General features: G+C 58.7%; 18 protein-coding genes and 1 pseudogene. 8 read left to right on the top strand and 11 right to left on the bottom strand.

The features are described from left to right. The first annotated feature begins 306 nt into the window (after window positions 1-306). Window positions 307-1,137 carry an undecaprenyl-diphosphate phosphatase gene (locus ACZ9H3_RS04965; RefSeq protein ID WP_065758364.1) on the top strand — a complete coding sequence of 277 codons (831 nt, stop codon included), beginning with the start codon at window positions 307-309 and terminating at the stop codon, window positions 1,135-1,137. Between the two features lie 4 nt (window positions 1,138-1,141). Further along, window positions 1,142-1,573: a DUF1294 domain-containing protein gene (locus tag ACZ9H3_RS04960; RefSeq protein WP_476219937.1), complete on the top strand. Its 432-nt coding sequence runs from the start codon at window positions 1,142-1,144 to the stop codon at window positions 1,571-1,573. A gap of 22 nt (window positions 1,574-1,595) precedes the next feature. Here ACZ9H3_RS04960 and ACZ9H3_RS04955 read toward each other — a convergent pair whose 3' ends face one another. Further along, on the bottom strand, window positions 1,596-1,940 hold the full coding sequence (locus tag ACZ9H3_RS04955) for an MmcQ/YjbR family DNA-binding protein (protein ID WP_099774953.1): 345 nt from the start codon (window positions 1,938-1,940) through the stop codon (window positions 1,596-1,598). Beyond that, the gene (locus ACZ9H3_RS04950) at window positions 1,933-2,841 is read right to left on the bottom strand and encodes a LysR substrate-binding domain-containing protein (protein WP_099774951.1); all 909 of its coding nucleotides are present in this window, start codon (window positions 2,839-2,841) and stop codon (window positions 1,933-1,935) included. The genes ACZ9H3_RS04955 and ACZ9H3_RS04950 overlap by 8 nt, the downstream gene beginning before the upstream one ends. A gap of 134 nt (window positions 2,842-2,975) precedes the next feature. On the opposite strand from ACZ9H3_RS04950, the gene ACZ9H3_RS04945 reads away from it, so the two are divergent. Beyond that, window positions 2,976-3,587, top strand: coding sequence for an FMN-dependent NADH-azoreductase (locus ACZ9H3_RS04945; protein WP_102051622.1), 612 nt, complete (start codon window positions 2,976-2,978; stop codon window positions 3,585-3,587). Window positions 3,588-3,716: 129 nt separating this feature from the next. Beyond that, the gene (locus ACZ9H3_RS04940; protein WP_065758319.1) at window positions 3,717-4,748 is read left to right on the top strand and encodes an alpha/beta hydrolase family protein; all 1,032 of its coding nucleotides are present in this window, start codon (window positions 3,717-3,719) and stop codon (window positions 4,746-4,748) included. Here the strand turns inward: ACZ9H3_RS04940 and ACZ9H3_RS04935 are convergent. The 6 genes and pseudogenes from ACZ9H3_RS04935 to ACZ9H3_RS04910 form a co-directional block, all read right to left on the bottom strand. After that, entirely contained in the window at window positions 4,742-5,935 is a 1,194-nt protein-coding gene (locus tag ACZ9H3_RS04935) for an MFS transporter (RefSeq protein WP_102051623.1), read from the bottom strand. The two genes, ACZ9H3_RS04940 and ACZ9H3_RS04935, sit on opposite strands and share 7 nt — an antisense overlap. Before the next feature lie 167 nt (window positions 5,936-6,102). Continuing rightward, window positions 6,103-7,692 (bottom strand): ABC-F family ATPase, encoded by a 1,590-nt coding sequence (locus tag ACZ9H3_RS04930; RefSeq protein WP_065758321.1) that lies wholly within the window; start codon window positions 7,690-7,692, stop codon window positions 6,103-6,105. Window positions 7,693-7,712: 20 nt separating this feature from the next. Beyond that, window positions 7,713-7,946: pseudogene (locus ACZ9H3_RS04925) on the bottom strand (site-specific integrase); the annotation flags it as partial. A gap of 225 nt (window positions 7,947-8,171) precedes the next feature. Further along, window positions 8,172-8,618: a hypothetical protein gene (locus ACZ9H3_RS04920; RefSeq protein ID WP_065758323.1), complete on the bottom strand. Its 447-nt coding sequence runs from the start codon at window positions 8,616-8,618 to the stop codon at window positions 8,172-8,174. A 167-nt stretch (window positions 8,619-8,785) separates the two neighbouring features. Beyond that, window positions 8,786-9,688, bottom strand: a complete 903-nt coding sequence (locus tag ACZ9H3_RS04915; protein WP_099774944.1) for a GGDEF domain-containing protein — start codon at window positions 9,686-9,688, stop codon at window positions 8,786-8,788. Between the two features lie 535 nt (window positions 9,689-10,223). Further along, entirely contained in the window at window positions 10,224-11,216 is a 993-nt protein-coding gene (locus ACZ9H3_RS04910; RefSeq protein WP_476219930.1) for a TerC family protein, read from the bottom strand. Between the two features lie 905 nt (window positions 11,217-12,121). On the opposite strand from ACZ9H3_RS04910, the gene ACZ9H3_RS04905 reads away from it, so the two are divergent. From ACZ9H3_RS04905 to ACZ9H3_RS04890, 4 genes are all read left to right on the top strand, one after another. Next, the gene (locus tag ACZ9H3_RS04905) at window positions 12,122-12,562 is read left to right on the top strand and encodes a hypothetical protein (RefSeq protein ID WP_330523577.1); all 441 of its coding nucleotides are present in this window, start codon (window positions 12,122-12,124) and stop codon (window positions 12,560-12,562) included. A gap of 326 nt (window positions 12,563-12,888) precedes the next feature. Next, window positions 12,889-13,224: a hypothetical protein gene (locus ACZ9H3_RS04900; protein WP_065758327.1), complete on the top strand. Its 336-nt coding sequence runs from the start codon at window positions 12,889-12,891 to the stop codon at window positions 13,222-13,224. Window positions 13,225-13,425: 201 nt separating this feature from the next. Then, window positions 13,426-14,121, top strand: a complete 696-nt coding sequence (locus ACZ9H3_RS04895; RefSeq protein ID WP_476219927.1) for a metallophosphoesterase — start codon at window positions 13,426-13,428, stop codon at window positions 14,119-14,121. Between the two features lie 17 nt (window positions 14,122-14,138). Further along, complete coding sequence (locus ACZ9H3_RS04890; RefSeq protein WP_065758329.1) at window positions 14,139-14,765, top strand: LysE family translocator; 627 nt, start codon at window positions 14,139-14,141, stop codon at window positions 14,763-14,765. Between the two features lie 6 nt (window positions 14,766-14,771). Here the strand turns inward: ACZ9H3_RS04890 and ACZ9H3_RS04885 are convergent, their stop codons facing one another. The 3 genes from ACZ9H3_RS04885 to ACZ9H3_RS04875 all read right to left on the bottom strand — a co-directional run bounded on the left by ACZ9H3_RS04885 (window position 14,772) and on the right by ACZ9H3_RS04875 (window position 19,625). Further along, window positions 14,772-17,207, bottom strand: a complete 2,436-nt coding sequence (locus ACZ9H3_RS04885) for an autotransporter family protein (protein WP_476219924.1) — start codon at window positions 17,205-17,207, stop codon at window positions 14,772-14,774. A 132-nt stretch (window positions 17,208-17,339) separates the two neighbouring features. Next, complete coding sequence (locus ACZ9H3_RS04880; protein ID WP_065758331.1) at window positions 17,340-17,615, bottom strand: peptidylprolyl isomerase; 276 nt, start codon at window positions 17,613-17,615, stop codon at window positions 17,340-17,342. 39 nt (window positions 17,616-17,654) lie between these two features. Further along, window positions 17,655-19,625, bottom strand: coding sequence for an acetoacetate--CoA ligase (locus ACZ9H3_RS04875; protein WP_476219922.1), 1,971 nt, complete (start codon window positions 19,623-19,625; stop codon window positions 17,655-17,657). Window positions 19,626-19,709 lie beyond the last annotated feature (84 nt).

Below are 19,709 nucleotides of genomic sequence, written 5' to 3'. Positions count from 1 at the left end.
ACATATTCCGTAGAGTCTTCATGTAGGTCACTCAGGTATTTTTATTGTCTTGTGCATCCAAGCACGTTTTTACTGCCCTTACCTAGTCGACCAAGGGCTAAGTGCTTGATCCAGAGGCATCTGTTGCGTAGATCAGCAGCGTTTATCCGGCAGGTCTGCTAGCATTTCGGCGCCAAAGCGATAAACCTTGAGGGGCGTGAACCTTTTCCGTGGTTTCACGATCCACTGTCGCTGTGATTTACCGTGCATACACCACTCTAGAAAACATGAAGGGGCCTGCCTTGAGCAGCGCTTCACGGGGGAATGATGGATTTTTGGACCGCCATGCAGGCTGTAATACTTGGGATTGTCGAGGGCTTGACGGAATTTCTGCCCATCTCCAGTACCGGCCACCAGATCGTTGTTGCCGATCTGATCAATTTCGGCGGTGAACGGGCCATGGCCTTCAACATCATCATCCAGTTGGGGGCGATCCTGGCAGTGGTCTGGGAATTTCGGCGCAAGATCTTTGACGTGGTTGTTGGGCTGCCGCGCCAACGCCAGGCGCAACGCTTCACTGCCAACCTGCTGATCGCATTCACGCCGGCAGTGGTCCTGGGTGTGCTGTTTGCCGACCTGATTCATCACTACCTGTTCAACCCGATTACCGTTGCGACGGCGTTGGTGGTGGGCGGCGTGATCATGCTCTGGGCCGAGCGTCGGGAGCATGTGGTGTCTGTCGAGCATGTAGACGACATGCGCTGGAGCGATGCCTTGAAGATCGGTGTAGCCCAATGTCTGGCGATGATTCCAGGCACTTCGCGTTCAGGCTCCACCATCATTGGTGGTTTGCTGTTCGGGCTGTCGCGCAAGGCTGCGACCGAGTTCTCGTTCTTCCTGGCCATGCCGACCATGGTGGGTGCAGCCGTGTATTCGGGCTACAAGTACCGTGCACTGTTCCAGGCCGGTGACTTCCCGGTGTTTGCGCTTGGCTTTGTGGTCTCGTTCATTTTTGCCATGATCTCGGTGCGTGCGTTGCTGCGATTCATCGCCAGCCACAGCTACGCCGTTTTTGCCTGGTACCGGATTGCCTTCGGCCTGATCATTCTGGCCACCTGGCAACTCGGGCTGGTCGACTGGGCAACGGCGCAGAGCTGACAGGGTGCGTCAGGCTGCTGTCAAGCCGCGCCCGGCCCCAGTCCGAGGCGCGGTTCAACACCTCAAGCTCAAACTGTCGTTGTTTGCCGGTATCTGCCTGTTGCCGTCCTGGGGTGTGCTGCAGATGCTGCTGGGCGGGCATTCCTGGTTGCCGGCAGTGCTCTACCCGGCAGCCAGCCTGCTCAGCGTCTTCCTCTATTGGAACGACAAACGCAAGGCGCGCAACAATACCTGGCGGACTCCGGAAAAATGGCTTCACGTCGTTGAGCTGTGTGGCGGTTGGCCAGGCGCCCTGGTGGCTCAGCAGGCCTTTCGGCACAAGACCCGCAAACTGTCGTTTCAGTTGATCTTCTGGGCAATCGTCGCCGCGCATCAGGTGTTCTGGCTTGATTATCTGGTGCTGGCGGGGCGCGGGTTGGGCAGGCTGTTTCAGTAAGCGCTGAGCCAGCTCGTGCCAATCAGAGCAACAAGCCCGCTTGCAAACGCTTCGGTAAGCGTCGTACCACCAGTTGGTGCGACCGTTGCAACAGATCGCACAGTTCTTCACGACCCATGGGGTAGGGCTGCTCCATGCTGACCCAGTGCGCGCGAGCCAGATACGGTGCCGGGCGAATACCGGGCCTGTCCACATAGCCAAGGAACAGCTCGTTGTCGACCTTGAAGGCCAGGTCGGCTCGGCCCAGGTTGATCAGGGCGAACATCTTGTTGCCGGCCACAGAGAACACCCGGACGCCCCCCCATTTGTAATCGTCCTGTACGCCCGGCAGACTCAGGCAAAACTGCACCACGTCATCTTCAGACATAACGCTCTCCACAGGCTTCAAATGAAATGACCAGGTGATCAATCCAGGCGCGTACTGCAGGTAGTACACCTCGCCTGTGCGGGTAGACCGCCTGCAGATAGCCGCTGGGTAGCGACCACTCGGGCAATAGACGGATCAGTTCGCCGCGGGCGAGTTCTTCCTCGCAATGCATGATCGGCAGGGCCGTGAACCCCAGGCCGGCAACGGCGGCGGATTTTCGTACGACAAAGTCATCAATTCCAAGCCTCGCCTCCAGCGCCAGGTCTTCGCGATTGCCCTTGGCATCCAGCAGGCGCAGGTGAACCAGGCGGTCAGCCTCCAGCGCGCCCAGCACGGGGAGATTGATCAAGTCCTGTGGTTGCTCGATGACATGCTCGGCGGCGAAGTTCGGTGCTGCGACCAACAGCATTTGTGCCTGGCGCAAGCGCCGCGTGACCAGGGTAGGGTCTTCGTCGCCCTGGTCGCGTACGCGCAACGCAACGTCAATACCCTCGGTGATCACATCAACCCGACGATTGAGCAGCACCATGTCCAGCTGTACCTGTGGGTAGCGTGCCAGGAAGCTGCTGATGACGTCCGGCAAGAATGCATGGGCCAACGCAACTGGTGAGGACACGCGCAAGCGCCCGCGTGGTTCGCTGACCATGCTTGCAACCGCTTCGTCGGCCATCTCCGCCTCCAGCAGCATTGCCTGGCAATGACGTAGGTAGCGCTCGCCAACCCCGGTCAGCTTCAGTTGTCGGGTCGTGCGTTGCAGCAGGCGAGTCCCCAGGCGTTCTTCCAGTTCGGCAATGCGTCGGGATAACCGGGACTTGGGTATACCAAGCAGGCGCCCGGCCGCAGAGAAGCCTCCGGCCTCAACCACCCGGGCAAAGTAATAGAGATCATTGAGGTCTTGCATAGCTTGCCCCGCACTGTTCTGTATGTAGGACAAACTAACGCATTTTTGCCGACTAATCCTCTATTCGCTGTTTGGGTAGGATTCTCTCCATCGTGATCGCCGCCTCGCGGTCTTCAAAATCCAGGAGAACACCCATGAAACTGTTGCACATCGATTCCAGTATCCTCGGCGACAATTCGGCTTCCCGTCAGTTGAGCCGTGAAGTCGTGCAGGCCTGGCAGGCTGCTGATGCCAGTGTTGAAGTGACTTACCGCGACCTGGCCAGTGATGCCATCAGCCATTTTTCCGCTGCCACCTTGGTCAGTGCTGGTACGCCAGAAGAACTGCGCGATGCCGCCCAGAAGCACGAAGCTCAACTGAGCAGCGAAACACTGCAAGAATTTCTGGATGCCGATGCGGTGGTGATTGCCGCACCGATGTACAACTTCAGCGTTCCCAGCCAACTGAAAGCCTGGATCGACCGTATCGCGGTTGCCGGTAAAACCTTCCGCTACACCGAGGCTGGCCCTGAAGGCCTGTGTGGTGGCAAGAAAGTCATTGTCGTATCCACCTCGGGTGGCCTGCATGTTGGCCAGCCAACCGGTGTCGGTCATGAAGATTTTCTCAAGGTGTTCCTGGGCTTTATTGGTATCACCGATGTCGAGTTCGTCCGCGCTCATGGCTTGGCATATGGCGATGAACACCGCAACAATGCCATGAGTGCAGCGCGCGCTCAGATCGATAACGAGCTGTTTGCAGCTGCCTGATTTCGAGTAACCACCGCATAAGCCGACTGCCGGGGTAACCGGCAGTCGGTTTTTTCATTCAGTTTTCATCTGGCGCGCAGTGCGCCAGCCTATGCTGATCGCTGGCTATAAAGGGACAAGGTGTCAGCCATGCAGCGTCTGTCTGGTTTGTTCATCCTCGCGGTGATCGGGATCGTGTTGTCGCTGCCGGGCGAGGCGGGCGAGCGCTGGCATGTCGGGTTGCACCGGATGATCCTCGCCGACCCGCTGGACGAACAGCCGATGCAGGCCTTGGCCTTTTATCCGGCAACCGGGCCAGCACATTGGAGCCGGGTTGAAGGCTATCGGGTGGAAGCCGGTTTTGAGGCACCCATTGCGATGGGGCGTTTCCCGCTCTTGATGCTTTCCCATGGCAATACCGGTACGCCATTGGCATTGCATGACCTGGCAACGGCACTGGCACGCAAGGGCTTTGTGGTGGTGGCGGTGGTGCACCCGGGGGACAATGCCCAGGATCACAGCCGACTGGGCACCCTGAGCAACCTCTATGGGCGTCCGCTGCAGATCAGCGCAGCCATCAGCGCAACCCTGAACGACAAGCTGCTGGCGCCCTATGTCAACGCCGAGCAGGTCGGGGTGATTGGGTATTCGGCGGGTGGTGAAACTGCGTTGATCCTTTCCGGCGCACGCCCGGAACTGGATCGCCTGCGCCGTTATTGTGAAGAACGCCCACTGGATGCTGATGCCTGCAAGATGCGCGGGCAACTGATCGCCGACCGTGACGACCTGCTGCCCGCCGCAGACTCAAGGATCAAGGCATTGTTGCTGATGGCACCGTTGAGCCTGATGTTCGGTCGTCATGCCCTGGCCGGGGTGAAAGTACCGGCGCTGATCTACAGTGGTGATCGCGATCAGCTGTTGGCAATCGACAAGAACGCCGCTGCGCTGGCGCGTAAACTGCCCCGCACTCCTGATTACCGGCTACTGGCCGGTGCAGGGCATTTCATTTTCATGGCGCCTTGCGATGAAGCCCAGCGTGTGCACATGGCCGCGCTATGCACCGACGCCGAGGGCGTCGACCGTGCCAGCATTCATCATTCGCTGCAGTCGGAGGCGGCGTTGTTTTTCAGTCAGACGCTTGGGCGAGCGGACCGTACGGGATGGCGTACGGCTGATCAGTGAGTATGTGCGCTGCGCCGCGACAGCAGCAGTACCAGCCCGACTCCAAGTAATGCCAGCAATGACGCGATACCGAAGATCGATTCGTAGCCCAGATGTGCAGCTACCGCGCCCATCAGCGGCCCGGCGATGGCCAGGGCCAGGTCGAAGAACACCGCGTAAGCGCCCAAACCCGCGCCACGGCTGCTACTGGGTACTTGTTTGATGGCTTCAAGGCCCAGTGCCGGGTAGACCAGCGACAGCCCGGCACCGCTGAGGCCCGCGCCGAGCAATGCCAGTAGCGGGGAGGGCGCCAGCCAGAGCAACGCCAGGCCAACGGCTTCAGTCGCCATGCAGACAACCGCAACCGGATAGCCGCCCCATCGATTCACCGCATTGACGAACAGCAAGCGGGACAGAATGAAACAGACCCCGAACGCACTCAGGCACCAGGCTGCGCCGGTCCAGCCACGCTCACTGTAGAAAAGGGTCACGAAGGTGGTCAGGGTGCCATAGCCGATGGATGCCAACGTCAGGCCAACACCACAGGGCGCTACCCGCCCGAAGGCCGCCCAGAACGGCAGGCGCTCGCCGGCAACGACCGGGAGCGAAGGCTTGTTGCGGATCACCAGCAGGGCCAATGTCGCCAGGACAAACAGGACCAGGCCGATGCTTGCGAAGTTCAGCAACTGGTTCAGTTTCACCCCAAGCGGCGCACCAATGGCGATGGCACCATAAGAGGCGATGCCATTCCAGGAGATTACCCGCGCTGTATGCGCTATTCCCACCTGGCTGATGCCCCAGCTCAAGCTGGCAACACCAATCAACCCTTGGGCAAGGCCCAGCAGCACGCGCCCGGTCAGCAATACCGCCAGGCTGAGCAAGGGCATACTGACCAGCAGTGTCGAGGCCGCCGTCACCAGGCCGCTCAGGGCAATGGCGAGCAGGCCGTAGATGATTGCACGCTTGCCGCCCAGGCTATCAGCGACGCGCCCGGCCATCGGCCTGCTGACCAGCGTGGCGAAGTACTGCAAGCCTATGGTTATCCCGGCCACAACCGGACTGAAGCCCAACTGCTCATGCACGTAACCCGGCAGCACGGCAATTGGCAGCCCTACGCAGAGGAAGGCGATAAAGGTATAGAAGATGATCGAGACGATTTTTCGGGTAATCGTCGTTGCCGGCAGTGCGGCGGGTTCTAGCGCAGACATGGCTACACAGGATGGGCGTTTGGAAACGCCATCATCGCTGTATGCGAGGGAAAAAGAAAGCAGGCTAACGAATATTGGCGGTCCGTTAGCCTGCTTTTATAGGCGTCCCGCTTGTGGCGACGGGCCGGGTAGCACGCCATCGCCTTCAAGCAGGCTTTTTACGAGTGTTAAACGATTACACCCTGGCTACGCAGGTAGTCATCGTAGGTGCCGCTGAAGTCCACGACACCGTTGGCGCTCAACTCGATGATGCGGGTGGCCAGCGAGGACACGAACTCACGGTCGTGGCTGACGAACACCAGCGTACCCGGGTAGTTCTCCAGCGCCATGTTGAGGGCCTCGATCGACTCCATGTCCAGGTGGTTGGTCGGTTCGTCCATCAGCAGTACGTTGGGCTTTTGCAGGATCAGCTTGCCGAACAGCATACGGCCTTGCTCACCACCGGAAATCACCTTGACCGACTTGAGGATTTCATCGTTGGAGAACAGCATGCGACCCAGCGTGCCGCGAACCAGTTGCTCGCCGCCCTGGGTCCACTGGCCCATCCAGTCGAACAGGCTGACATCGTCTTCGAAGTCCGAGGCGTGGTCCTGAGCGTAGTAACCGATCTCGGCGCTTTCGGTCCACTTCACTTCACCGCTGTCTACCGGCAGTTCGCCGACCAGCGTACGCAGCAAGGTGGTTTTACCGATACCGTTCGGGCCAATGATCGCCACGCGCTCGCCGGCTTCGACCTGGAAGCTGAAATTCTTGAACAGGGTATTGCCATCGAAGCCCTTGGAGACGTTCTCGACGGTAACTGCCTGACGGTGCAGCTTTTTCGTCTGCTCGAAGCGGATGAACGGGCTGACACGGCTCGAAGGCTTGACTTCAGCCAGCTGGATCTTGTCGATCTGCTTGGCCCGCGACGTGGCCTGCTTGGCTTTCGAGGCGTTGGCCGAGAACCGGCTGACGAAGGTCTGCAGCTCGGCGATCTGGGCTTTCTTCTTGGCGTTGTCCGACAGCAACTGCTCGCGCGACTGGGTCGCGGCGATCATGTACTCGTCGTAGTTGCCCGGGAACAGGCGCAGCTCACCGTAGTCCAGGTCGGCCATATGGGTGCAGACACTGTTCAGGAAGTGCCGGTCGTGGGAAATGATGATCATGGTGCTGTTACGCGCCGTGAGGATGTTTTCCAGCCAGCGGATGGTGTTGATGTCCAGGTGGTTGGTCGGTTCGTCGAGCAGCAGCACTTCCGGGTCCGAGAACAGCGCCTGTGCCAGCAGCACGCGCAGTTTCCAGCCTGGGGCAACTTCACTCATCGGGCCGAAATGCTGCTCGAGCGGAATGCCCAGGCCCAGCAGCAACTCACCGGCACGGGACTCGGCGGTATAGCCGTCCATTTCGGCGAACTCGGTTTCCAGCTCAGCGACGGCCATGCCGTCCTCTTCGGTCATTTCCGGCAGCGAATAGATGCGGTCGCGCTCGGCCTTGACCCGCCAGAGCTCTTCGTGGCCCATGATCACGGTATCGATCACGGTGAATTCTTCGTATGCGAACTGGTCTTGACGCAGCTTACCCAGGCGTACGTTCGGCTCCAGCATGACTTGGCCAGCGGATGGCTCCAGGTCGCTGCCGAGGATTTTCATGAAGGTCGACTTGCCACAGCCGTTGGCGCCGATCAGGCCGTAACGGTTGCCGTTGCCGAATTTGACCGAGACGTTCTCGAACAGCGGCTTGGCGCCGAACTGCATGGTGATATTTGCGGTGGAGATCAAAGGGCTTACCTATCAATAACTTATGTGATGCTGATGTCGCCTGGGACCAGATTGGGATCAATCTTCAACGTTTCCAGTTCGTTCCAATGGGAGGTCGAGTTGATCCATCGTGCATAAGTCGACAGAAGCATCTGCACGCTATGACCAAGCTGTTGGGCGATAAAGGCGGGGTTGAGGCCAGACATTGCCGCTATTGTCGCATAGGTATGACGGCAGTTGTACGACGGCCGATAACGAATCCGCAGTTCCTTCATCCAGAGCTGCTGTGTTTCCTGCTGCCAGGAAACGGCCTGGCACGTCTGCCTTTGTGCTGCAGCACTGGCATCAGACGGTTCACTTGAGTATGGATCGATCTCTTTCCACGAAAAGGCTTTTACAGGACGGGCAGATCACCCCTAGGCGGATTTTTCGCCCGAAGCGATGTTTGCACTTTTTGCAGATAAAAAAGTAGGGTGGGCCAGGATGGAAATGGGTCACCGCTATTTGCTCTTTCTGAGGGTCAAACTGAAGCTTCCCTTACCCTGCTGTGTCGTTGACGCGCCGGCACCCTCAGAGCCGCCGAGCGTGTTTTTTTGTTTGCCGCTGAAGTCGCCGTTAGTTTCAAGCTCGTAATCTTTTACCATGACCAGGTAAAGCGTACCGAGAAAGGTCAGCGCAGTGATTGCGGCAATCAGCACTCCGGCCGTAGCGCCTGACATGGCAGCAGTGAGCCCGGCAGCTCCGGCGATTCCCCATCCTAGAGGATTCCAGGCGCTTGCCACACCTATGCCCAAGACTGTCGCACAAGCAATGGCGGTTCCTTTTTTCGCGCTCTTTACTGTTTTGACGTGACGAGCCAGATCAGGGGCAGCGATGTGAATGACCTCAACACGATCCTTTAACGCCTTTTTCAGATCTTCCTTGGTTGTTACTACGCGACTGCTCATGCTGGGTCTTTCCTCCGGCGATTCACTTTGCCATCACGGTAGCTCAGGTCGAACAGGTAAGGCAATTCTCGGGGGTTGACCTATAGGTCCTTTCGTATGACCAGGCAGCGCATCGCTGAAGCTCGAAAATTCCGGCTCTGGCATCCCTCTGGCTTGGCCCAGGACTGTCATGCAGAAACCACCCTGTCTTTGCCCATGCCTTTGGCCTCATACAATGCGCGATCGGCACGCTTGAGCGTGTCTTCGTATGAGCGATCATCCGGCGCTATAGTCGTGACACCAATGCTTGCCGTGACGGCGATACCATCCGCCGAAAACCGGCTCAGCGTCTCTCTAAAACACGCCTGTAAACGCTTGGCGAACTGTACTGCTTGCCCATGGTTGGTATTGGGCAGAGCAAGCACAAACTCATCACCGCCCAAGCGGCATGCGGTATCAGTTTTTCGTAGCACCGACCTACAAATGTTGGCAGCGGCCAGAATTATCTCATCCCCTGCATGGTGTCCTTTTGTGTCGTTGATTTTCTTGAGCCCATCCAGATCAAGCATCAAAATGGACGTCGGCACGGAGTGCCGCACTGATGATTCGTAGTGAAGAGCGAGGTCCTGCTCCAGTTTTCTTCGATTGAAAAGACCGGTTAGCTGATCGGTATCGCTCAGCTCCCTCAGTCTGACCTCCAGGTTGTGCCTCTCCGAGATATTACTCGCGACCCAGAGCACAACTGCTTCCTCGTCAGCCAGGAAATTCAGGGCCTGGATACGGCCTTCAAACCAGATCGCTTCTTTTGGGCCTTCATCGGATAAGCCTTTCACATCCCTATTGCTCAGTTCGTACTCTTCGATCAATAGCTCTCGCGACTCGAGCGCTCTGTCGATCTGTTCGAGAAACCAGCTTGCCTTCTCAGGCTTGACCAAGTCTGAAATGTACTGGCCGACAAGGCAGCTTCCATCGTGGTAGTAGCGATTATCGCGGCCGCCGAACACGGCGACATACTTGCCGCTGCGGGACAGGATGAAAGCCGGGTCCGGCAAAGCCTCCAGAATCAAAGCCATTTGCTCAACATTGATCATGAAGCGTTTCTTCTAAGTCATTAGGTGGTAGCACATTAATATGATTGGAAAAATTTGGCACGGGTTTGAGCTTGGTCTGTCAGGCAGACTGCAGTTCAGGTCGAGAGGATCAACATGCCTGGCGCCTTGGTGATTTATTGGTTTTTTCATCCGGGCATCATTAAAAAGAAAGAATCATTTTTTCTTATCTGCGGGATAGCTATAGCATCAGAACGAAAATGTGTTTTGGTTTAGTGGCCAACGGCTCGGCGTTTGAGAAGGCCTGATTAATCCCGGGTGACGATCGGTAAGGGGAGGGCGGTGTTCGTTCGGCAGGATGCCGCAGAGCAAGGCAGAGCGATACCAATGCTGATACCAAACTGTATGTTTTGATGGGGGCAGAGGGGGATTTGGCCCAGCAAAATCAACGCCTAGCCACCCGTTGTAAGGCTTCCGGTCGTGAATGCCCAGTTTTGCAAGCAGAGGTCGCCCTTGGTGGGGGCGACCTTCACAGGTCGAATTCCTGTTTCACGCGCTACACGCTCAGGCTCTCAATTCAGTGATCGCCTTCATGGCCTGGCCGCACTCGCGTCTTCCACAGTGACAACAATACCCCACCGGTGAGTAGCCCAAGTGTGACGCTTAGCGATAGTGCAGCAGGTACCTTGCCTATGATGTCGTGTAGAAAGATCTTCGCGCCAATGAACACGAGCACTAGAGCCAAGGCGTATTTCAGGTAGGCAAAACGATGAATCATCGCGGCAAGTGCAAAGTACAGTGCACGAAGGCCCAAGATGGCAAAGATATTTGATGTGTAAATGACAAAGGTATCTTGGGTGATTGAGAAGATGGCGGGAACACTGTCAATGGCAAATACCAGATCGGCACATTCAATCAGAATCAACGCCAGGAACAAGGGTGTAATCCAGAGCACCTTCTTGCCAGTCTTGTCCGCTTGACGAATGAAGAACGATTGTCCGTGAAGGCGCTCTGTTATGCGCAGATGGCTACGCAGGAACTTGACGAATCGATTGTTCTCCAGATCGGGTTGATCGTTAATCGACGCAAAAAGCATTTTCACACCCGTGAACAGCAGGAAGGCGCCGAATATATAAAGAACCCAGCTGAACTCGGCGATCAAAGCTGCGCCCAAGGCGATCATGATGGCCCGGAGCACGATCACACCCATGATTCCCCAGAACAGTACGCGATGCTGAAGTGCCCGGGGAATGGCCAGGAATCCGAAAATCAATGCGATGACGAAAACGTTATCCATCGAGAGCGACTTCTCGATCAAGAAGCCGGTCAGGTAATCCATACTGGCGTCGGCACCCTTCTGGAAGTAGACCCAGACGGAGAAAAGCAAGCCCATGGATATGTAGCCCGCCGACAGTAACAAACTCTCCTTTACATTGATTTCTCGGTTTTCGCGATGCAGAACGCCGAGGTCAAAGGCGAGTAATGCGATGACGATCGCAAGGAAAGTCAGCCAGAGCCAGGCGGCAGTGCCCAGCACATCAGCGAAGATGATCGAATGTAAGACAGTCATGAGCCTCTCCTGTTAGTCGTAGTTTTACCAACTATGACTCCGACATGGCGGCTGCATGCCGTCAGAGGGGCCCGGCGTCACTGATGACAGACTAGAAATAACCGCTTTGATTCTTCAAGCGCTGTTTTTTTGCAAAGTGTATCCGTGGTGGATGATCGGTTGGTATACGGCACAGGAAGGCTTTCCAGGACCCAGGGGTACAGGGCATTAGCGCCTAAATGCAGGGGGGCAGCCAGATCGCTGCCTATACTCCAGACGAGCGAGCAAGCCTGGGGGTTGCACCATGGATCTGACCGAGATGATGAAGGCGGGTGAGCAGCTTCTAAAAAGAGCCCTTGAGGCTGTTTGCGCGTATCACAAAGCTAGAGATTCTTCGACGCCACCTGAAGAGGTTGAGCGTCTTCGCCTGGAAGCCGAGTCGCTGATGCGGGCCGTGCAACACTACCAGCAGCGCGCACTGGGGGTATCTGGGAAGGGGCCGTATCCTTCGCCGCGATCCGGATCTGCGGCATCGTAACCAGGAATTATCAGCAGTTGCGAGGCTATAGTGTGGTGCTGATTAAGGGGATAACACATGAAGTGCTTGATCTGTTCTGCAGACGCGCGGGAAGTGGACTCTGAAATGGATGGCATTGAGCTCGTATGCCCGGAGTGCGGGCACTTCGGGGTTTCATCCCTGATCATGAAGCAGAGGGCCATGCGGGCGTTTGATGTCGAGAGAACTCAGACGTTTCTTCATTGTGAGCGTGAAATCAACCCTGATCGAATACCGTTAATCAATAGCGAGACGGTCATTTGGGCGTAGCGTGGGACCGGTCGTCGAAAGATAATCAAGCCGATGCTGGCTGGCTAGAATCTAGTGGGGGGATCACGTCAACGTAACCTGAAAAATCAGGAGGCTTACGATGAACAGAGTACCCTCACTGGCATTGCTGGTGACAGCCGGCTTGCTCTCGGGCGTGGCAACAGCGGGTGATCATCAGGTGGTCAACGTTGCTCTTAACGCCACTCAGTACAACACGGGCCATGTGGCATCAGCGTTGTTGTCGCCAACGACGGGAAACAGGACGGGGCTTTCGATCGTTTTGGGCGGGGTGCCAAGCGGTACGGCATTACCTGTGCACATCGACACGTATATCTACTCAGGGACGTGTGAGCGCATGGGGCCAAAGCCGGTCTATGAGATGAATCAGTCGATGACGACAAGGTCTATGTCGTCACCAATGCGGCTGTCCACCATAGCGCCTGTTTCACTCGCTGCGCTTCGCTCCGGTGGCTATGTCCTGGTCTTGAGGGCCGGCCCGATGGACGGGAGTGTCAATCTCTTTTGCGGCAACATCACATGATGCCTGAACCGGCAATCGCAACAACCTGATGCTGAACGGCAACGCTGTAACGCCGAATGCCTACCGCCAGTCTCCACACGCATTCAAGCCCTGGCGAGCAAAAAAAAGCCCGCTAGGGGAGGCGGGCTGATGTGGAGTTTCCAAAGGAGCAGTTGCGACCTTAGGCGTTGGGCTGTGAAGGCTGCGTGAAAGTGATGTAATCGAAAAGTCAGCAGTCACGCCGTGGGCTAATTGCCGCTGCCGCCTATCCGCCCTTGCTAGACCTTTGGTGAGGTCACAACCCCGCCGCTTTGATCTAAAGTGCCGGCTTTTGCTCAAGGTGCGCCATGCAGAAGACAGTCGTCGCCGCGATGATCAGCGTGCTCCTGGCGGGATGCTCATTGCCAGTGGCCCTCACGCCCAATTCTCCAACGATTTCAGAGCACTCGGCAAAGTCGCCTGACGACTATAGCGCGTGTGTCATGGGGCGCTGGCAGCAACAGCAGCATGCTCAGGTGGATCGCAAGGCGATCTCCAGAGGCTATGAGCTCAGCGTGTCAGGCAGCGTGACTGCCAGTGACTACCTTGAGGTTCATCGGCAAGGTGAGGGCAGCCTGATTTCCTTCTATGAGGGCGCGCCTTGGCATACGTCGGTTAAACGTGCTGTGTACGAGTGCCTGTAGTTCCCCGTTTGCAAACCTCCGTCACGGATTGGCTTGCCTGAGGCGTGAAGGCACGTGTTCAGGGCGGGCTATGCTTGAAGTAAATAACCCCTTTCGGCCTTGGTCAGGTTCAGCTCGCGTTCGAGGAGCAGATCATCGATTCTTTACCGTTCTGGATTGTCTTCGTGAAAACCTGAGCCTCGTATCAGCAGGAGGGGCGCGGTGGGACGCTTGCAGCGCGTTGCGCGTAATGAACGGGGCCGGGATTTCGCTGTCGGTGATATTCACGGCCATTTTCGGCGGTTGGAGCAGGCACTGGCATTGATTGGCTTCGATGCCAGCAGGGACCGTCTGTTCAGCGTGGGCGATCTGGTCGATCGCGGGCCAGACAGCGAAGAGGCGCTTGCCTGGTTGCAGCGCCCCTGGTTCTTTGCCGTGCAGGGCAATCACGAGGCACTTGCCGTGGCCCATGTTCAAGGACAGTGGCTCGATGTTGAATTGTATCGGGCCAATGGTGGTGCCTGGTTCCTGGACAGCCCCGCCGCAGAGCAGGCCCGATATGCCGAGCAATTTGCCCGCTTGCCGCTGGCGTTGGAGATCGACACGCTTGCTGGCCCGGTCGGTGTGCTGCACGCCGACTGCCCGAGTCCCAGTTGGCAGACGTGGTGTGATCAACTGGCTGTCGGTCCGGTGAAAGCTGCGCAGGACATTTGCCAGTGGTCACGTCGGCGCTTGCAGCAGAATGACCCGACACCTGTCGCGGGTTTGCGGGCGCTGATTGTCGGGCATACGCCAGGGCCATCAGTGCGGGTGCTCGGCAATGTCTGGCATATCGATACCGGCGGCTGGTTGAACGGGCATTTCTCTTTTCTGGAGTTGGCCACGCTTGACGTGAGGTCGGCCAGGCGAGAGTCTTGAGGTTTTTGGAGTGGCCCATGGACCTTTCGAGCCTCTTGCTGTTTGTGCCCGCCTGCTTTGCCTTGAACATGGCGCCGGGGCCCAACAACCTGCTGTCCCTTAACAACGCCAGCCGCTACGGTCTGCGTACCGCTTGCGTGGCGGGTGCCGGTCGCCTGCTGGCCTTTGCCGGGATGATCGCCCTGGCCGCGACCGGGCTGGCCGTGGTCTTGCACGCCAGTGAATACCTGTTCCTGATGATCAAGGTGCTGGGGGCGGCCTACCTGTTCTACATTGCCTGGCAGCTCTGGCGGGCGCCGGTCGGGCAAGACGGCGTGGCCGTTGAGCGCGATGCCGGTACCCTGCGCCTGGCGCGTCAGGAGTTCTGGGTCGCAGCTGGCAACCCCAAGGCCATTTTGATCTTCACCGCGTTCCTGCCACAGTTCGTCAATGTGTCCAGCGACACTGCAGTCAGTGAACAATTTGCGGTATTGGGTGGCTTGTTCCTGCTGCTGGAATGGCTGGCCATTGCCATTTATGCCTGGTTGGGGGCGTACATGCAGCGCTGGTTCAGCCAGCCGGCTCGGCGCCGGCTGTTCAACCGGGTCAGTGCGTCGTTGCTTGCCTGCGCAGGTGTTGGTCTGCTGGCTGCTCGCCGCGCGTGAGGCCCGCTACCACCTCACACGCAGGCCGAGGTTGGCGCCGACCTGTTCCTGTTGGCGGCTGTCGAGGTTGTAGCCGTAATCCAGGCTGGCGTACACGCTGAGGGATGGGCTTGGCTGGGCGCTGAGGCCTGCGCCGACATCCATCCAGGTGCTTTTGTGATCTGTCTTGATCGCATCGGCAGCGTCGAAGCTGACGCTGTCGCGCCCGCCGAAGCTCTGCCAGATGTTACTGCGCAGGTAAGGTTGCACGGGTACTCGACCGGCCTGGAAATGGCCTTTAAGGCGTGCGCCCACGCGCGCGCTGATGTCGTGCTGGTTGTCGTAGCTGATCCGTGAGATCCCATCATTGGCACTGTGCAGGCTGACCGACTGGACGATCAGTTGCGCCTGCGGTTCCACCACCCAGCGGCTGTTCAGGGGCAATGGATAGCCGCTTTCCAGCGAGCCGGTAATCGTGTGGCCGTTCAGGTCCAATGTGACGCCGCGATCTGAGCGGGTGCGACCGTCCAGGTCGGTGTACTGCAGCACGCCATCCAGGTACCACTGTTGCGGGCCGACCAGCGTCCAATAGGCGCCTATGCTATCGCCATCCAGGCGCACGTCACCGACGTGATTGTCGGTGAAACCCAAGGCAAAACCGCTGATATCACCCGTGAGCCGGGCATGACCGAGGTACAGCCCCAGGTGGTGGCGGTAGCCGTCATTGTCGAGCGCGGCATACAGATCATGCCCCACCTGATAGCCGCGCAGATCGCCGTCAAGGCTCGGGGTAACCGTACCAGACCAACGTTGCCGCAGTTGATCACCAACAGTTCGCGCCCAACCGGCGGCAATCGGCCCGGTTTCGTTGAGCAGGTTCTGTTCACCCTGGCGCTCATGGAACGTACTCAGGGTCAGGCGCGGCAGCAGCGCAGCTGAACGGCTTGCTGCCGCATACAGTGGCACCTCTGCGCGGTACAGGGGGATGCTCTCACCGGCGATCGCTGTCGGTAATGCCGGGGTTCCAGGGGCCGCGACCGGCACACTCAGGGCGGGCGGCGCCTCACCCGGCTCCGCCGTTGTGACGGGGGCGATCACGCTCGAGCGCAGGTACCAGCTGTTCTCGCTGCCCGCCGTGACGCCGCCTTTGAACAGGTAGTACTCATACGCACCGGCAGACAGCGACGAGCCCAGGCGGAAGGCATCGGCGCTGCTGGTTGCGCCGGCTGTCGCGTCAACCACCTGTATCCCGTTTTGGGCAGTTTGCGCGCCAACGCCGTTCAGGTTGTTGACCTGCAAGGTTGTGGTGCCGGAAACGCTGCCTTCGTTGACGATCAAGCGGTCGGAATGCGCTGCATCGCTGGCCAGGACGCTGTTGAGTCTGAGAACCCCATTGAGCCCGATGTAATCGCCGGTCAGTGTCAGGCGCCCTTGCGCATCGCTGCCACCACTCAGGTCGACCAGCCCTGCATTGTTCAGCGTGGCGTGCTGCCCGGCGGCCAGTGGCGCTACGGCGCCGCTGTGTGACAGCAACTGGCTGCTGGAATCGATGTTCAGCACGCCAGTGCCACTGTTTGTATCGCCCAGCAAGAGGGTATCGTTCAAGGTGAGCGCTGAGCCACTATTCAATGACACGGTCTCCCATCCCACATAACGAGCGCCGCCCTCCGGGCTGCTGGTGTCGAAGATCAGGTGGTCATTGCCATCGCCGCCATCAATCAGCCGGGTAGTGGCCAAATGTGTTTCATCAAGGTTGATCAGCAATGCCTGATCATCATCAGGGCCGGTTTGCACGCTGCCGCGGATTACACCGCCGTCTTTCCAGATGAAGCGGTCGCTACCGAAACTCAGCAGTACGTCGCCACCGACCTCGCCGCCGCTGATGGTCACGTTGTCGGCACCCCCGCTGAGACTGATGTTGCCGCCGATGTTGCCATTGCTGAGGAGTATCGTATCGTTGCCGAAGCCGGCCACCAGGTTGCCGTCGATGCTGCCCCCGGACATGTCGAACAGGTTGTCGTCCAGTTTCATGTTCACGCGGCCAATCCGGCCACCCGTCATGATGGCGTAGTCGCCATCCTCGAACGCGCCGACGATGCGCCCACCGCTCATGAGAAAGGTATCGAGGCCATCGCCTTGGGTGAGTGATTGGATCTGTCCTCCGTTCATGACGAAGGTGTCGATACCGCCCCCTTGGCCGACGTTGCCCGCAATGGTGCCGGAATCAATCTGCACCCGATCACGTCCAGCGCCAAAGGTCACGTTGCCCGTAATACTGCCGGTGCCATCCGTGGGCATCAGCAGGCTGTTGTCGCCTGAGGTGTCGGACAGCGATGCAGCGATGCCACTGTCACACACGTAAGCATCGTCGCCACTCCCCGGGGCGAAGCTGCAGGCTGCAAAAGCGGCGTCACCCAACAGGGGCAAGGCCCCGAGGGTCATGAACCAGCGAAATTTTCGCATGCTTGAGTACCTCAATGGCGCACGTCTGTGTGCTCCAAGGGGTATAACCCAATGGCCGAAACTGACAACTGACAGAAATGACAGGTGGTGAACGGTTACCGCGGCTCGCCGCTGGAGAAGCCCGGGCCGGGTTCAGTCGCGGAAGAACACCTGCACCAGGTGGTAACCGAATTTACTCTTGATCGGCCCGTGCACGGTGCGCAGGGGCTTCTTGAAAATGACCTGGTCAATTGCACCGACCATCTGCCCGGGGCGCACTTCGCCCAAATCGCCGCCGCGCTTGCCGGAAGGGCAGGTGGAGAACTTTTTGGCCAGCACGTCAAAGGCTTCGCCCTTGGCAATGCGTTGCTTGAGTTGCTCGGCCTCTTCGGCGGTTTTGACCAGAATATGGCGGGCCTGTGCTTTCATGGCTGTAGGTACCTCTGTGACGCCTGAGAAAAGCGCCGATTATGCCTCATCGCGCAGCTCTGCGCGGTCGCGAAAATGTGCCAGTGCTTCGGGGTTGGCCAAGGCATCGGTATTTTTCACCGGCTGACCGTGAACCACATTACGTACTGCCAACTCGACGATCTTGCCGCTGATGGTGCGTGGGATATCGCTGACCGCCACAATCACTGCGGGTACATGCCGTGGTGTCGTGTTGGCACGTATGGTCTGGCGGATGCGTGTTTGCAGGGCATCATCGAGGACGATACCTTCGCGCAGCCGGACGAACAGTACCACCCGGACATCGCCCTGCCAGTGTTGACCGATGGCGACGCTTTCCAGCACCTCGTCGATCTTTTCTACCTGACGGTAGATTTCAGCCGTGCCGATGCGCACGCCACCGGGGTTGAGCACAGCGTCGGAGCGGCCATGGATGATAATGCCGCCGTTGGCCGTTTCCTCGGCATAGTCGCCCTGTGCCCACACACCGGGAAACTGGCTGAAGTAGGCCGCCTTGAAACGCTCGCCCTGCGGGTCGTTCCAGAACCCTAGGGGCATCGCCGGGAAGTGTCGGGTGCAGACCAACTCGCCTTTTTCGCCAATCACCGGGTGGCCCTCATCGTTCCAGACCTCTACCGCCATGCCCAGGCTCTTGCACTGGATCTCGCCACGCCTCACGGGCAGGGTGGGGTTGCCGATCACGAAACAGGAGACGATGTCGGTACCGCCCGACATTGACACCAGATGCAGGTCGTGCTTGAACGCGCGGTACACGTAGTCATAGCTCTGCGGTGACAACGGCGAGCCGGTGGACAGTAGCAGGCGCAAGCGCTCCAGACGGTGGCTGAGCCGCGGTTGCAGGCCTTCATGCTCCAGTGCAGTCAGGTACTTTGCGCTGGTGCCGAACACGCTGATTGACTCGCTGTCGATCAGGTCGAGCAGGCGTCCCGCGTCAGGGTACAGCGGCGAGCCATCGTACAGCACCAGCGTCGCGCCCAGGGCCAGGCCGCTAACCAGCCAGTTCCACATCATCCAGCCACAGGTGGTGTAGTAGAACAGGGTGTCGTCCGGGCCAAGGCTGTTGTGCAGGCCATGTTCCTTCAGGTGTTGCAGCAGCACACCGCCGGCCGAATGAACGATGCACTTGGGCACACCGGTAGTGCCACTGGAGTACAGGATGTAGAGCGGGTGGTCGAACGGCAGGGGGGTAAACGTCGGTGTACCGCCTGGCTGATAGAAGTCGTCCCACAGGCTGACCTTGGCCGCGCAATGGAAGTCTGCGGTCTGCGCTTGCGTGCGGGTGTACGGCAGCACCAGCACCTGCTCAAGGTTTGGCAACTGGGCCAGTACCTCGTTGATTTTATCGGTCTGGTCGATGTCTTTGCCGGCGTAGTGATAACCCGCGCAGACGATCAGCAGTTTGGGTTCGATCTGGCCAAAGCGGTCGACAATGCCATGGGTACCGAACTCTGGCGAGGAGCACGACCAGACGGCGCCCAGGCTGGTGCAGGCGAGCATCGCCACCAGGGTTTGCCAGGTGTTAGGCAGACAGGCCGCGACACGGTCGCCGACACCGATACCGATCGCCTTGAAACTGCGCTGCAGCCCTGCAACCTGGGCGGCCAGCTCCGTGTGGCTGAGGGTGAAACGGCTGCCGTCTTCGCGCAGTGACACCACGGCGCAGTGATCACGGCGGAGGTCGTCGCGGCGCAACAGGTGCTCGGCGAAATTCAGGGTCGCGCCGCTGAACCAGCGAGCATCGGGCATGTGCGGGCCTTCCTCGAGCACTTGCCGCGGTGGCTGATGCCAGCGCACCTTGAAGGTGTCGGCCAGGGACTGCCAGAAGGCCTCGCGCTGCTCGATGCTCCAGCGGTGCAGGTCATGATAGTCGTCAAGGTGCACCCCATGGCGACGGTTGATCTGCCGACGAAAGGCATCCATCGGGCTGGCCTGGATTTGCGCCTCGGTCGGGCGCCAGAGCACCTCGTTCATGCCATGTCCTCTTTGTTATCGTCCTGAGAACAGTGTATTCGCGAACCTGGGGGCTGACAGCCAGAATTGCTGTGTTGGCCGCAG

The organism is Pseudomonas sp. TE3910, assembly GCF_056279025.1.
The sequence above is the reverse complement of the archived record's forward strand: the minus strand, read 5'-3'. Positions and strand labels throughout refer to the sequence as shown.